Source organism: Clostridium sp. FP1, from assembly GCF_011065975.2.
Lineage (GTDB): Bacteria > Bacillota > Clostridia > Clostridiales > Clostridiaceae > Clostridium_AD > Clostridium_AD tagluense.
The window spans coordinates 221,545-237,572 of sequence record NZ_JAAMNJ020000001.1; the positions used below are offsets into that span (position 1 = coordinate 221,545).

Below are 16,028 nucleotides of genomic sequence, written 5' to 3' on the forward strand. Positions count from 1 at the left end.
GGGTTCACTTAATAAACCTTTGAAGATTGTCTTTTTCAAAGATCTAAAATGAACAGATTTTTAGTGTTTCTATGCTACATTATTGTTCCGGTGAGCCTGTTTCTTTAGATACCGCTCAAACGAATCTTGTTTCCAAGGGTGATTCATTGGTGGTATGTAGCGTTTGCTAGGTTGGGTATTGGGAACTGCTAAATCAAAGTTTTTGGAGGAGAGTTCATGTCCAGGTAATAAATCTAGCGCATAAACTTTCTCATCTACACACAAGAAAATCTCGCCATTAAATGATTGAATTACCGTTCCAACTGTTCCTTTGCGATAATGTACAGGATATCCATTGCAATCAACAGGCAAATAATAATTCTTTTTAAATTTGATACAACTTCCGTTATCCACCTTCCTACTGGTCAATACGGCAAGAGTTAAGTTGATTTTTTCAATATCTGGTTGCATTTCAAAGACAGATTTGATATTATCAACAGGTAATGCAAACTGAGCATTGAATTCTTTTATGTAGGAGTTTAAGAATTCGTTTGCTTGCTCAATTGTGTTTATACCACTTATCCGCATTTCCAAGGGGAGGCGTGATTGTAACGTCTGAAACATTCTTTCTACGCGTCCCTTGGCTTGTGGAACACTACTGGTTTTAATTTCAATACCTAATTGTTTGCATGCATAGCTAAATTGTGTAAATGTGTCCTCTTCAACTGAAGGGGAATTTTTTTGTTTATATTCAAAGACCGTACGCCTATCAGTGAATAACATGTAGGGAATACCATAGTTAGTAAGTACTTGGTGTAGTACATGATAGTACCCATTTAAAGTTTCTTGCGGATCGAAATAAGCACCCACAATAGCACCAGTAGCATCATCTACTGCGATATGCAACTGACTTTTATCGTTACCGAACCAAAGATGTACCGAAGCATCCATTTGAAGCATTTCGCCTGCATAAGCACATCTTGGACGTCTAGGATGTGCATCCTCGGCAGCAATTATGGAACTTTGAATTTTAGCAATTTCTTTTATAGAATTAGTTGCTTTTTGCAGTTCTTTTAATTCAGCCTTAATCCTTTTTCTTGTAGCACGCTTCGCCTTAGGGGACAGGATGAAATCTTGCATAAGGATAGAACGAATGGTGCTAGTAGAAACCGTTATATTCTCGTGCTTTTTTAGCAATTCGCAAAAATGGGTAATATTAGCTTCAGGGTATTTGGTGCAATATAAATCTAGGATTAACTGCTTGGTATTAGCATCAAGAGCATGTGCGGGCTTTCGCCCTCGATTACCATGAATAAAGAATTCCTTTCCACTTTCTTTATACCCCTTAATCATTCTGTTAATATGCCTAACCGAACAATTGAGAGCAATAGCTGCTCGCTTTTTATTGGCATCTGTTTCTATTAATTTTTTTATAGTAGAGTACTTATCCATTTCTTCCATAGTTAAATTCACCTTTCTTATTATCAGCACCTCATTTCTAGTCATGAGGTTTATTATACAATGTTTTCATATTTGGGACATAATCAAATGTGGTATAGTAAGACATTATCATAAACGGATCATATATAATTTTATGGCTTTAGGATAAAATGTTGACATAGTGATTTATTTGCAATATAATTACCATTAAACAAATGCAATGATGAGAAGAGTAATAAGCTTAAGTGTTAAAAGAGAGCTGAGATAGGTGAAAATCAGTAGCAGGTCAGCTTATGAACATGGTCTCTAAGCAGATTATCTGAATTTAATTATTAGGATAATACGGTTGCAACCGTTATATTGACAGGTGATGATGGTCACCAAATGAGATCTTTATAGTGATGTAAAGATGAATTAGAGTGGTAAAACGTTAATACGTCTCTAAACAGAAAGTTATTTCTGTTTAGGGACTTTTTTTATTTTCCGGGAACTTATAATATTTTAGGATTATTATAAGTTGAATAACATATTTATACATGTTTTTGTTTTCCTAAAAACTATAAATAATTTTAATTTGAGAGGTAGGAGAAAACTATGACTAAAAAAACTTATTACATTACTACACCAATTTATTATCCCTCAGCAAATCTACACATCGGGAATACCTATACAACGGTAGCTGCGGATGCAATTGCTAGATTTAAGAGGCTTATAGGCTATGATGTAATGTTCTTAGTAGGAACAGATGAGCATGGTCAAAAAATTCAAACAATAGCGGAGGAAAAAGGAGTTACTCCAAAAGCGTATGTAGATGAAATAGTGGCAGGCATACAAAATTTGTGGGAAATGATGGATATAAGCTATGATAAATTTATAAGAACTACAGACGATTATCATAAAAAGGCTGTTCAAAAACTGTTTAAGCAGTTATATGATCAAGGAGATATATACAAAGGTTCATATGAAGGATGGTACTGCACTCCTTGTGAATCATTTTGGACAGAAACCCAAGCAGTAGATGGAAAATGTCCTGATTGTGGAAGACCAGTAGAAAAGGCAAAGGAAGAAGCATATTTCTTCAAGATGTCAAAATATGCAGATAGACTTATAGCGTATATTGAATCTCATCCAGAGTTTATTCAACCAGAATCAAGAAAAAATGAAATGTTAAATAATTTCTTAAGACCAGGTCTCCAAGACTTATGCGTTTCAAGAACAACATTTAACTGGGGGATACCAGTGGAATTTGATCCAGGCCATGTTATATATGTGTGGGTAGATGCCTTGTCTAACTATATAACGGCTCTTGGATATAATGGAGAGGATAATTCACTTTATGAAAAATTCTGGCCAGCAGATGTACATTTAATAGGTAAGGATATACTAAGATTCCATACGATTTATTGGCCAATAATGCTCATGGCATTGGAGCTACCTCTTCCTAAACAAGTATTTGGTCATGGATGGCTTCTTGTTGATGGTGGAGTAAGAATGGCAAAATCTAGAGGGAATGTAGTAGATCCAGTAGTACTAGTTAATCATTTTGGAGTGGATGCGGTAAGGTATTATTTACTTCATGAAATACCATTTGGTTCTGATGGAATATTTACTAGTGAAATATTCATAAAGAAAACAAATTCGGACCTGGCTAATGATTTAGGAAATTTATTATCGAGAACTGTAACAATGATAGAAAAATATTTTGATGGAGTTATTCCAGTGCCTATTGATATAGCAGATGTTGATAATGAACTTATAGAAATAGCACTTGCAGCACCAGGAAAAGTAGAAAAAGCTATTGACGAACTTAAAATACCTGAAGCATTGGACCATGTTTGGGCACTTATTAGGCGAACTAACAAGTATATAGATGAAACAACTCCATGGATACTTGGAAAGGACGATAGTCAAAAGGGAAGACTAGGTACAGTATTGTACAATTTAGCAGAAACCTTAAGAATGACATCAGTGTTAATATCAGCATTTTTACCAACTACAAGTGGCAAAATAAATGTTCAACTAAATGTAGATAAAATCACATGGGATAGCTTATCATCATTCAATGGAACAAGTGCAGGAACAAAAGTTAATAAAGGTGAAGTAATGTTCCCAAGAATAGATGTGGAAGCTAAAATAGAAGAGCTTAATAAGCTTGTAGAAGAAACTAGGAAAGCAGCACAAAAACCTACTATGGAGCCAGTAAAAGAAGAAATTACAATAGAAGATTTTGAAAAAATAGATATGAGAGTTGTTAAGGTATTAGAATGCCTGCCAATGAAAAAATCTAAAAAACTTCTAAAGTTAAAAGTAGATTTAGGCGGAGAAATAAGGCAGGTAGTTTCAGGAATAGCTCAGAGCTATAAGCCAGAAGATCTAATTGGAAAGTATGTAGTACTCGTAGCTAATTTAAAGCCTGTTACACTTAGAGGTGAATTATCCCAGGGAATGATAATTGCAGCAGCAACCCAGGATGATAGCAAGCTATTTGCAGTATCAATACCAGGTGAACTGCCTACTGGAAGTACAGTAAGGTAATTCCAATAAAAAAGCATGAAGTGCTAGTAAATTAGGCTTCATGCTTTTATATTTAAAATAAAACAGTCTATTGAATTTTAAGAAGGTTAGATTTACAATAGTAATTGTGACTATTACAAAGTACTACAAAGAACTGCGAGGAGGAAAAATAATATGAAATTTCTTATTGGTTCCTTAGTTGGAGCTATTATCGGGTACATAACCAATTGGTTAGCTATAAAAATGTTGTTTAGACCACACAAAGAGCTTAAAATTGGTAAATTCAAAGTTCCATTTACTCCAGGTCTTATTCCAAAGGAAAAGTCTAGAATCGCTAAAAGTGTAGGTGAGAGTATAGGGCAGCATCTTTTGACAAAGGAGACAATTCTGAAGTCGTTATGCAGTGAAAATATGAATGAACAATTGGATTTTTGGGTGCAAAGTAAAATTGGTGCTATAGAAAATAGTGAGGTTACAGTAGAAAATGAGATAAAGGGCTTATTAGGCGATGAATTTTCTAATTTTATACAAAATACTAACAGGAATGTTTCTAAATTATTTATTGATTATATAAATGAAGAAGATGTTAAACAAGCTATTGGTAAATATGTAAAAGGACAAATAATATTAGAATTAGCTGCTAAACCAGAAGTGATTTGTCAAAGTGAATTATATAATTCAATAAAAAATAAAGTGTTAAATGCTGCCATTGAGTATAAAGATACAGAAAAATTTTATGGAGAAATACAAAATATATTAGAAGAAAAGGTAAATGGATTAAAGTTTTTAGATAAGAGCTTTGAGGAGGTTATACCTAAAGGCATAACAGATAATATAAAAGTATATGTTTATGGAAAAAGATATGATATTGCAATGGCAATAAAGAAAATAATTAAAGAAGAAAAGACTAAAAAGAAATTGAGACAAATTGTAGGAGAAACAATAGCAACTAAATTAAATCCCATGATAGCAATGTTTATGAATGCTGACAGTACTTATGAAAAAGTTGTTACGGGTATAAATGAATTCTTAGATGAAGATGAAAACCATAATGATATTGCATTAATGATTAATGATATAATCGATAAATTTTTGAAAAGTTCAGTTTCTAGCGTGTTTTCTGAATTTTCTAAAGAAGGAATTCATGATGGCATAGAGCCTTTAATCCATTTATTCACAACAGAGATTGTAGATGAAAAACTTATTAGAAATACCTTAGATAAGCTTGAGGATAAGTTTAACAATTATATATCTATTGAGGCGATGCTAGAAAAAACAGGAATAGATTATAAAAGTGAAATAGAAAAAATTATAAAGAGTCGAATAGAAGCTATGGCAGAAAGCAATTCTGTGAAAATAAAAATAGCAGAAATAGTTTCAGTAATGATTAATAGATTGCTAAATGTAGAGATGAAATCAATATTTGAAGGGGAAGGAGATAAATTATCTAAGTCTATTTCTATAGTAGTTAAAGAGCTATACAATAAATTTATAGAGAATAAGGCGGCTGACGTAATTGAAGTGTTAGATGTTGCTAAAATAGTTGAAGATAAAATTAATGAATTTGATGTAGATTTTTCAGAAAAAATCATACTGGATATTGCTAGTAAAGAGCTAAATGCTATAACTTGGCTTGGAGCACTACTAGGGGCAGTTATGGGGTTATTATCTCCTATATTGGGTTCACTTTAACGACATTTCAGAAGGAAAGTCTCCCACGGCTATAAGTGGGTAAATCTCCTTCTGAAGTCGTTAATATTGCAGCATCCAAGATGATGATTTAACGACATGAAAGGAAGGTGAAAACTGTAATTAAACTTTTGAAATTATTAGTTTAATGCAGTGTTTATTATGATATTTGATTCACATGCACATTATGATGATGAGGCTTTTAATGAAGATAGAGAAAATGTAATACTGGGATTAAAGGATAAAGGTGTAATAGGTGTTTTAAACTGTGGCGCATCACTGGAAGGCGCAAGAATGTCAGTAGAATTATCCAGTAAATATGATTTTATATATTCCGCAGTAGGAATACATCCTGAGCATGCAGACATTGTTAATGATGAAATTATTGATGAACTAAGAAATTTAGCGCAAAATCCAAAGGTTAGAGCTATAGGAGAAATAGGGTTAGATTATTATTATAAAGAAAATCCGCCTAGAGATATTCAAAAGGTGGCCTTTAAACTTCAAATGGAACTTGCGAGAGAACTTAAATTACCGGTAGTTATCCATGATAGGGATGCCCATAGTGATACTTTAGACATATTAAAACAATTTCCAGAGGTTATAGGCACCATTCATTGCTTTTCAGGAAGCGTTGAATTTGCGGAGGAATGTTTAAAACTCGGTTATTACATTGGATTTACTGGAGTTATAACCTTTAAAAATGCAAAAAAAATAGGTGAGGTTGCCAAAGTTGTTCCAATGGACAGGATACTAGTAGAAACGGATTGTCCATACATGTCACCAGAACCAAATAGAGGTAAAAGAAATGAATCCCCTTATATTAAATACATAATTGAAAAGATATCAGAGATCAAGGAAAAAACTGTACAAGAAATTGAAAGTATTACAATTTGTAACATTAAAAACTTGCTAAAAATAAATAAGTAGTGTAAAATGATTATTAATTCTAATTATTGTAAAAAATATAAAAATATATCTGTAATTAAAATTGTGTAGATCACATATAATTTTAATGGTAAATACTATTTTGCTAATTTACCCTGAAAGACTGGATTAGTTGTTTTATTTTAAAGTTATAATTTAATATTATAATTTTATGCACAATGATGCATTAACAGTCAAAACTAAGAGTAGTGGGTTTAAAATTTGACATATTTCTTGCTTCAAGGTATAATACCCAAGTACTCTTGACTAAGGGAGGGAATCTCTATGATGAAAAACGTGAAAAATAATTTGAAGTACTATTTTTCAAATGGGCCCAAGACATTTTTTATAGTAATGCTGTTATTAACATGTATTACGGTGACTATATTTAACATGAAAAAGGTTATATCTGTTATTGTTGATGGTAAATCCATACAGGTTATAACTTTAAAAAGTAATCTTAATCAAATACTAAAAACTAATAATATAGCGCTAGGGGCAAAAGATCAAATTACAGTTAGTTTAGACAGTGAAGTAAAAGACGGAGACAAAATATATATAAAAAAAGCTGTAAATGTTAAAGTGAAAGTTGATGGGAAAGAATTGAAGATTCAAACTGCTGAAAATACAGTAGCAGATATGCTGAAAGCAGAAAATATTGTATTAAAGGATGAAGACAAGATTACCCCATTAAAAAGTGAATCGCTAAAATCAGGGTTACAAGTACAAATAACAAGAGTAAACACTGATGTTCTTCAAGAAACTAAGGCGATTGATTTTGCAACTGAATTTAAAAGTAGTGATGAACTGGATAAGGGTGTAAAAAAAGTTATCCAATCCGGAAAAGTGGGTCAGAAGGTTATTACTTCATCTATTGTCTATGAAAATGGCAAAGAGGTATCTAGAAATTTAGTAAGTGAAACGATTAAATCACAGCCGGTTAAACAAATAGTTGCACTAGGTAATGTTAATGTATATACACCATCCCGTGGAGGTAACATTCGTTACACCAAAAAAATTAAGGTTAGGGCAACAGCATATACTGCTGATTATAATTCTACGAATAAAGGCCCTGACGATCCCTATTTAGGGATAACTTCCACTGGAGCAAGAGCAAAAAGAAACGCTGATGGCTTTAGTACTATAGCTGTAGATCCTAGGGTTATACCAATGGGAAGTAAGGTTTGGGTAGATGGCTATGGATATGCTATTGCAGAAGATGTAGGTGGAGCTATAAAGGGTAATATAATAGATTTATATTTCCATTCCAGTGATGAAATGTGGGATTGGGGATCACGTAATGTAGATGTATATATTTTAAAGTAGGAGCATTAGCTCCTTTTTTTTTGCTTTACAGTTCACTAATTATTAGTAAAATGATATTATAGATACAGGAATAAAAAGAAATACTAAAGGATATCTTTCTTTTTTATTAATATATAATAGTAAGTGTCTTACAATAGTATAGTATGGAGGATAATATGGATAACAATATGATTAAAGAGGTAATAGTAGTTGAAGGAAGGGATGATGTTACAGCGGTTAAAAGAGCGGTAGATGCTGAACTAATTTCTGTAGGTGGCTTTGGAATCAATGAAAAGGTAATTAATAAAATAAGAGAAGCTCAAAAGCGAAAAGGTGTAATAATCTTTACTGATCCAGATTTTGCTGGAGAAAAGATAAGAAGAATTATTACCAAAAGAGTAGCTAATGTAAAACATGCATATATATCTCAAAAAGAAGGAACTAAAGATGGAGATATAGGTGTTGAAAATGCATCACCTGAAACAATATTAAGAGCTCTTGAAACTGCAAAATTTGAAGTTCAGGAGAAAAGAAAAGAATTTAATGTGCAAGATATGATATATTTTAAGTTGACAGCTGATAGCCGCGCAAAGCAAAGACGGGATGCCTTAGGAAATAAATTAGGGATAGGATATGGTAATTCATCACAGTTTATAACTAGGTTAAATAATTACGGGATTATAAAGGAAGAATTTATAGATGCCCTTAAAGAGATAGACAAGGAGATGAATTATGGAAAATTTAACTATTAGTGAGGTTGCAAAGAAATATAATTTCAGGTTTAAAAAAGGTCTGGGACAAAATTTTTTGATAGATGACTCTGTGCTTGACGACGTGGTTGATGGGGCAGAAGTTAATGAAGAGGATTTTGTTATTGAAATAGGACCGGGCTTTGGAACATTAACTAGAGAACTTTTAAAAAGAGCTAAAAAAGTTTGTGCTATAGAATTGGATGAAAAACTTTTCCCCATTTTAGAAGAGGAGCTTAAAGATTTCAATAATTTTGAGCTTATTCATAATGATGCTCTTAAAGTAGATTTTAGTGAGTTAATGGGAGATGAAAAATCTGTAAAACTCGTAGCTAATTTACCATATTATCTCACTACTCCAATAATAGTTAACTTACTTACTAAAGGTTATGATTTTAAATCACTAACTATAATGATACAAAAAGAAGTTGGGGTGAGAATAGATTCTGAGCCAAATTGCAAGGCTTATGGCGCTTTTTCAATATTAGTTCAATACTACTGTGATACGAAAATTTTACGATTAGTGCCACCCACAGCATTTATCCCAGAGCCTAAGGTAGAATCTATTGTTATTAGATTGGATAGATTAAAGGAGCCTAAAGTTAAGGTTAAAGACGAGGCCTTGTTTTTTTCTATAGTAAGGAAGTCTTTTAATATGAGAAGAAAAACCTTGTGGAATGGTCTTAAAGATATAGGAATTGATAAAGAAAATTTACTAAAATGTTTTGAAAGAGCTAATATTGATCCCGTAAGAAGAGGGGAAACACTATCACTTCAAGAGTTTGCGTTGCTTTCAGATGAAATAGGATCTGCAAAATAAATTTTCAAATGTTGTTCACTTTCTATTATATACTTCATATAGTATAATGAATAAGTTTTATATGGAGGTAAAAGAAGGTGACACCTAAAAAAAGTTATAGTAGGTACTTTATTATATTACAAGAAGATGAAAAAGGTTATTCTTTAGACGCGGGTAAAATTCCTTCTGGATATGCAAAGTTAGAAATGAAAAATAATAAATGTAAGATTTCATACTATGTGCAAAACTTAAGGAAAGAAAAACAACCTTATTACATGGTTTTAATATGTGGTAAAAAAGATGTAAATAAAATCATAAAACTGGGTAAATTGAACATAGACGACTATGGTAGAGTAGATATTTCTAATGAATATGACATGGAAAATATAGCGGAAACTGGTATAGCTGCTGAAAAGATTGTTGGAGCTGCAATTGTAAAATTTTTAGATACCAATGTGGTTTCAATAATGAGCGGATTTTCAACAACAGATAAACCAAATGAATGGAGAAACTATAAACTCGCCGATGGCAAAAATGAAAACAAAGACACAAGAACGGATGATATAATTAATGAATTTGATGAATATGAACAAAACATTGAATTAATTAAAATAAAAAGTGATGAAGTAGATACTTCAGGAGGCGTTAAAGCCGAAAATGTTGAAACGTCAGGTGGACTCGAAGAGATTAAAGATAGAGATCTTAGATTCAAAGAACCTGAAGCTAAAGACCCTGAAGCTAGAGAGCCTAAAGCCAAAGAATCTGAAGTTAAGGAATCTGAATTTGGAGAGCCTAAAGCCAAAGAACCTGAAGTTAAGGAATCTGAAACTAGAGAATTAGAGATCAAAGACCCTGAAGCTAGAGAGCCTAAAGCCAAAAAATTAGAGGTCAAAGAACCTGAAGTTAAAGAGCCTAAGGTCAAAGAATTTGAAGTTAGAGAACCTGAAGATGTTCTAGGCGGGAATAGAAGCAAGGATAAAAAACAAGATGAAGAAGATAAGTATCATGATAAGAAAGATGATTATGATAATTGTAAATACCCTAAAGGTGCTATGGGAGAATTCTTTAAAACAGTAGCACTAGGTTTTGATGAAGTACCCAATTTTTCTAAGGAGATCAAATGGTGTAAATGGTATAAAATACCTGTGAATAGCTTAGAGAATATGTATGATTTCAGCGACTATAATAAATATGCAATAGCATATTATCCCATGATTTGTTACTATCCATATATTAGAAACCATAAATCTTTTATGCTAGGATATAAATGTGACTCCAGTGGGAAAATGAAATATATTGTTTATGGAATACCTGGGAGCAGAGCTAAATGTCATCAACCCTATGGAGGCAAAACTGGTTTTGTAACTTGGATTTCAAATAGTGAAAATGATGAAATGGGGCATTGGCTGATGTTTTATGATTTCAAAAAATCTACAATTGTTGTCCCTTTAAAAAAATAATATATATGAAATTAAATGTGCGACTATATAATTTAGTAGCACATTTAATTTTTTAATATTCTTTTAATATGTATCATATAGTATATTAACATTAATATATGGAGGGGTACAATGAGGGTTATATTTATAAACAGAAAAAAAGTTGGAATTATAGTAATACTAATGGGACTTATGATAACGCTGTTGGGGATATCAAAAGGATTTGATAAACAGTTGAAAACTACCATTCTTGTGGAGCATAATATTAATTTGCTAAATGATTATACTGCTTTAAACGGAAAAGTAAATTATAAATTACCAGAAGGATGGACAACTAAAGAAAAAAAATTCCCTGGTGGAGAAATTATATATCACAATGATTTTCAATCATCGGACGCAGTAATTCATGGGTTTGTGGAAGTGTGGAGGAGCAAAAATGATTTAAAAGCATTTTTAGATAGAAGTAAAAAGATATCTCAGGAGCAAAATCTAGTTAAAAATTATAAACTAGACAGTATTATTATAAATGGTAAAAAAACATATTTAGTGCAATACTTAATTAGTGTAACTGATAATAATTGGTACAAGGCCTATGAATATTTTATTGATGATGGGAATGAATTTTATAGAATTTCATTTTTTACAAGGAATATTAATTTTAAAGAATCTTTTGGAGCTATTTATGAAAGTATAGTAGAGACCTTTAAAATTAATTAAAGTTGCTTAATACTTTTTAAAGTATTATAATTTATCTAATGTCATTTTAAAAGAAAGATCCATAGCTACATTGTTAGTGAATAAAGCGTGTTTAACGAGTTTTTAACTAAGAGGGGCACTATGCTTCTCTTAATATTTTATTACGCTAGGCAGCTTAAATAATGTGTTAAGGCATCTTCAGAGAAAAGCAAGGAGGATAAAAAATGCACAAAAATAAAAACAAGCTCCTGATATTTTCTTTTATAGTTATAGCTGCATTTATATTTACAGGATGTAAGAGCTTTGATGGGATCAAAGTAAAGCTTGGACTAAAAAATAATGATTTTGAATATATTAAGGATGGCAGAATTAAAAAGATAATAATACAAAGTACTAGGGATAAAAGCTTTAGATTTGTGGTTACAGATGAAATAGCCATAAAAGATTTGTATGAAATCTTATCAACATCTAAGGAAGTTAGTGAAAAATCAACACTAGAGTCTGATTATATATTTGAAATGTATGAGGGCGTAGATAAAGTCCACAAATTTAACTATATAGCAGGGCTGGATGAAAAAGATGGAGCTAATTTGTATAGTTCAGATAATAGCTATATTGTATCTAAAAGAATTGATAATGATATAATACAAAACTTTTGGAATATACGAAAGCCAATAGATTTTAAAACTGTATATTATGATTCCATTTCAAAGGTATTAGATAAGTATGTAGAGGGTGAAGGCAAGGGCAAAAAAATAGGACTTGATATAAGTGAGGATAATAGTGTAGCTAAATTTGTACTATCAACTGATTTAGAATCCTTTAAAAGTAAATTGTTAGATGATTATAATGCTACATTACTAAAAGGTAAAGCTACGGATTATGATGTGTTAATAAAAGTTAAAACGCAAGGATATAAAGCTACTATATACAAGGCCTCTGCTACAATTAAGACTACACTTAGTGAGAAAGAAAAGGTGTATTACGTAGTAGCTAAATATTATAAAGGACTATGGAACATTGAAACTTTTGAAGATAAAAAACCACCTAAATTTTAATATAATCTCAGTGTGACATATTTTCAGGATGTCTAAATAATAAAAATCTGTATTTGGAGAACAAATACAGATTTTTATTATTAAAATTTTATTAGAAAAAGCTTTCCATTATATTGTTTCTCAAATTAGTAGGAGATGCCATATTTAAATCAATAGTATCTCCTATTTTTGAATTTTTAGGTAAACGAGCAATACATATATCCACAGTAGTTCCGTCTGAAAAATTTATAAAAGCATCTGTATTGTCCATATCTATTATTTTACCAATCATTATGAAAACATCCTTTCACAGTCTATAAACTAACTCTTGTATAGTTTTAGCAAAGATAGACATTATATTCATGAAAGTGATAATATTTTTATAAAATGAATAAAACAAAGGATATAAGTGGACTTAAGGATAGCTGATATAAACTAAAAAACACCTATCACAGTGTGATAGGTGTTTTATCTATAATTGATGTATATTATAGATTACTTTAGAATTTGAATTATAATCTAGTAACGTTTGAAGCTTGAGGGCCTCTAGCGCCAGTAGTTATTTCGAATTGAACTTGTTGTCCTTCTTCTAAAGATTTATATCCGTCTCCTTGAATAGCTGAAAAATGTACGAATACATCTTCTTCTCCTTCTACGGATAAGAATCCAAACCCTTTTTCTGAATTAAACCATTTAACTGTACCTGTTTTCATATAACTTTCCTCCTGAATAAAAAAATTTGTAACATTTGTAACATAAAACATTTGTAACATAAGTATTATAATACTACACTTTGTTAAAATTTTAAATAGTTTTTCAAAAATAAAATAAATAATTGCGTATCTTTTTATTTATTTACTAAGAATTCATCTAAACTTAATTTACTTAATTATATTATAGTATAATTTAAAATACATACAGTTTAGTTATTTTTTATTAAACTATTTTAACTTAAGGCAGTATATTATTTATAATAGTTTTAGTAGTGGTTGCTTTATGTTCTAAATATAGTTTGGCTTTTAATGTTTTTTTTATACTGTTTTATTTTTTTTTATTTTTTTTCAGGCAGATATTAATAAAAATAAGTTTAGAGGTGAAATTATAATGTCAAGAGCACAATAAGGATAAAAAATCAAAGGAAATTGAGATAATCAAAACCTAAATGGGCGTATTATATGATAGAAGTTAATTGTCAAATTGATATATAATTTTTACTAGAGTATAATAAGCAAAGTACAAGATATTGTGTTTAGGGAGGCCTAGTTATGCTACATGTAGTCAAAAGAGATGGACGAGAGGTTCAGTTTGATTCGATAAAAATCACAAATGCCATAAGGGGAGCAGCGGATGAGATAGGTTTTAATTTAAAAGAAAGTGAAATTATAGAGCTAACTCAAAAGGTGTTAGAAAGAATTGAGGATTTGGACAAACAGCAACTTTCTGTGGAAGAAATACAGAATATTGTTGAAGATAAACTTTTAGAAAATGGTCATAAGCCTATTGGAGTAGCTTTTTCTAATTATAGGCGTGAACGTAATAAGATTAGAGAAATAAAATCAGATCTTATGAAAGCTATAGAAAAAATAGGAGTAGAAACAGATAGAGATAATGCTAATGTGGGCAATAATTTTAGTTCTAAGTTACTTAGAATTGCTAGTGAATCTAACAAATGGCATAATTTATCTATGATGCCTAAGCATTTAGCAAAAGCACATGAAAATGGAGACGTATATTACCATGATTTGGATAGTTACAATTTAACCGTAAATTGTTTGCATATACCAACAAAAGAAGTTTTAGAAAGAGGCTTTAATACGGGCTATGGCTATATAAGGAGAGCAAAAAGGATAGAGTCTGCAGCGGAACTTTCATGTATTTTACTTCAATCAACTCAGAACGATATGTTTGGAGGTCAGTCACATCCAGATTTTGATAATGATATGGCAGCATTTATAGAATACACAAGGCAAGAAATACGTCAAGAGATTAGAGACCTAGGTGTAGATGAAAATAAGATCAATGCGTTTGCAGAGCGTAAATTAAGAAGAGCTATAGAGCAATCTATGCAGGGCATAGTATATAACCTAAATACAATGCATAGCAGAGCAGGATCACAAGTGCCTTTTAGTTCAATGAATATTGGAATACCAGAATCTAAAGACGCAGCCCTGGTATGTGAAATATTTCTAATAGAATATGAAAAAGGGCTTGGAAAAGGAGAACAACCAGTATTTCCTAATATAATTTTTAGAGTAAAAAAAGGAGTAAATAGAGAAAAAACTGATCCATATCACTATTTATATAAGCTTGCTTGTCAGGTTGCTAGCAAGAGAATGAACCCTACTTTTATGAATTTAGATGCTGATTTTAATAAATTTTACTATGATCAAGGAATTACACCGGCTACCATGGGGTGTCGTACTTATGTTTGTTCTAATATAAATGGAGAGGCAGGAACAAAGGGCAGAGGAAATATTGCACCGGCAACTATAAATCTTCCTAGACTTGGTATATTAGCTAAGGGAAATGTAGACAAGTTCTATAAATTACTCTATGTTAAGTTAGAACTTTGCAGAGAAGCACTTATGCATAGATATAATGTGTTAAAAAAGTTAAAGGTTAAGGATTTACCATTTGTAGCAGGTCAAGGACTAATGCTTGGAAGTGAAGGATTAACTCCTAATGATTCCATTGAACCTATTTTAAAGAATGGATCATGGGCTATTGGATTTATAGGCCTTGCGGAAACTCTAGCAGCGATAACAGGGAAGCATCATGGTGAATGCGAAGAGTCTAGAAAATTAGGGGTTGAAATAATATCCTATATAAGAAAGTATACTGACAAGTTAATAGATGAAACTAAGCTTAATTGGAGCACTTATGCAACGCCTGCTGAAGGGTTAAGTGGTAGGTTTATACTTCAAGATAAGGCTGTATTTGGTGAAATACCAGGGGTTACGGATAAGGAATATTATACAAATAGTTATCATGTTCCTGTAGGATATCCAATATCCATTGTAGGAAAAATAGATATTGAAGCACCTTATCATAAATTATGTAATGGTGGACATATTAGTTATATAGAACTTGACGATTACCCAACAGGGGAAATTATAATGGACATATTAGATTATGCATATAAGCAAACAAACATTAGTTACTTGGGGATTAATTTCCATATAAGATATTGTAAAGATTGCGGAACTTATCTCCAAAGTGGAGTTCAAAAATGCACGAAATGTGGGAGTCATAATATACAAGGAATTTCAAGAGTAACAGGTTACTTAAGTTTGGATGAGAGATTTGGTAATGGGAAAACAGCAGAGAGAGCAGATAGGATATCTCATACTGAGGATCATGCAGCTGTCTATTAAATAAAGTTTGTTTAAAATCATGAGCAATTGTATTAGTACAATTGCTCATGATTTACTTTATCATATAAAAGGCGGTGTAT

At 31.4% G+C, this 16,028-nt stretch carries 13 protein-coding genes and 1 other annotated feature; of the genes, 10 read left to right on the forward strand and 3 right to left on the reverse strand.

Annotated features, from left to right (window positions below; genetic code table 11):
* Positions 1-69: 69 nt before the first annotated feature.
* Positions 70-1,440, reverse strand: coding sequence for an ISNCY family transposase (locus G9F70_RS01040; protein ID WP_164948111.1), 1,371 nt, complete (start codon positions 1,438-1,440; stop codon positions 70-72).
* A gap of 190 nt (positions 1,441-1,630) precedes the next feature.
* Positions 1,631-1,865, forward strand: a binding site (T-box leader).
* Positions 1,866-2,013: 148 nt separating this feature from the next.
* Between G9F70_RS01040 and metG the strand changes: the two genes are divergently transcribed.
* The 9 genes from metG to G9F70_RS01085 all read left to right on the forward strand — a co-directional run bounded on the left by metG (position 2,014) and on the right by G9F70_RS01085 (position 12,595).
* Positions 2,014-3,954 carry a methionine--tRNA ligase gene (gene metG, locus G9F70_RS01045; RefSeq protein WP_164946540.1) on the forward strand — a complete coding sequence of 647 codons (1,941 nt, stop codon included), beginning with the start codon at positions 2,014-2,016 and terminating at the stop codon, positions 3,952-3,954.
* 153 nt (positions 3,955-4,107) lie between these two features.
* Positions 4,108-5,625 (forward strand): DUF445 family protein, encoded by a 1,518-nt coding sequence (locus tag G9F70_RS01050; RefSeq protein WP_164946541.1) that lies wholly within the window; start codon positions 4,108-4,110, stop codon positions 5,623-5,625.
* A gap of 159 nt (positions 5,626-5,784) precedes the next feature.
* Positions 5,785-6,552 carry a TatD family hydrolase gene (locus G9F70_RS01055; protein WP_164946542.1) on the forward strand — a complete coding sequence of 256 codons (768 nt, stop codon included), beginning with the start codon at positions 5,785-5,787 and terminating at the stop codon, positions 6,550-6,552.
* Between the two features lie 282 nt (positions 6,553-6,834).
* Positions 6,835-7,875, forward strand: coding sequence for a 3D domain-containing protein (locus G9F70_RS01060; RefSeq protein ID WP_164946543.1), 1,041 nt, complete (start codon positions 6,835-6,837; stop codon positions 7,873-7,875).
* Between the two features lie 167 nt (positions 7,876-8,042).
* Positions 8,043-8,606: a ribonuclease M5 gene (gene rnmV / locus G9F70_RS01065; protein ID WP_164946594.1), complete on the forward strand. Its 564-nt coding sequence runs from the start codon at positions 8,043-8,045 to the stop codon at positions 8,604-8,606.
* On the forward strand, positions 8,587-9,423 hold the full coding sequence (gene rsmA / locus G9F70_RS01070) for a 16S rRNA (adenine(1518)-N(6)/adenine(1519)-N(6))-dimethyltransferase RsmA (protein WP_164946544.1): 837 nt from the start codon (positions 8,587-8,589) through the stop codon (positions 9,421-9,423). The genes rnmV and rsmA overlap by 20 nt, the downstream gene beginning before the upstream one ends.
* A gap of 77 nt (positions 9,424-9,500) precedes the next feature.
* On the forward strand, positions 9,501-10,862 hold the full coding sequence (locus G9F70_RS01075) for a hypothetical protein (RefSeq protein WP_164946545.1): 1,362 nt from the start codon (positions 9,501-9,503) through the stop codon (positions 10,860-10,862).
* A 111-nt stretch (positions 10,863-10,973) separates the two neighbouring features.
* Positions 10,974-11,558 carry a hypothetical protein gene (locus G9F70_RS01080; protein ID WP_187353008.1) on the forward strand — a complete coding sequence of 195 codons (585 nt, stop codon included), beginning with the start codon at positions 10,974-10,976 and terminating at the stop codon, positions 11,556-11,558.
* 203 nt (positions 11,559-11,761) lie between these two features.
* Positions 11,762-12,595, forward strand: a complete 834-nt coding sequence (locus G9F70_RS01085; protein ID WP_164946546.1) for a hypothetical protein — start codon at positions 11,762-11,764, stop codon at positions 12,593-12,595.
* 91 nt (positions 12,596-12,686) lie between these two features.
* Here the strand turns inward: G9F70_RS01085 and G9F70_RS01090 are convergent, their stop codons facing one another.
* Entirely contained in the window at positions 12,687-12,866 is a 180-nt protein-coding gene (locus G9F70_RS01090) for a hypothetical protein (protein ID WP_164946547.1), read from the reverse strand.
* Positions 12,867-13,086: 220 nt separating this feature from the next.
* Positions 13,087-13,287, reverse strand: coding sequence for a cold-shock protein (locus tag G9F70_RS01095; protein WP_071611001.1), 201 nt, complete (start codon positions 13,285-13,287; stop codon positions 13,087-13,089).
* A gap of 552 nt (positions 13,288-13,839) precedes the next feature.
* Here G9F70_RS01095 and nrdD point away from each other — a divergent pair.
* Entirely contained in the window at positions 13,840-15,948 is a 2,109-nt protein-coding gene (nrdD, locus tag G9F70_RS01100; protein WP_164946548.1) for an anaerobic ribonucleoside-triphosphate reductase, read from the forward strand.
* Positions 15,949-16,028: the final 80 nt, after the last annotated feature.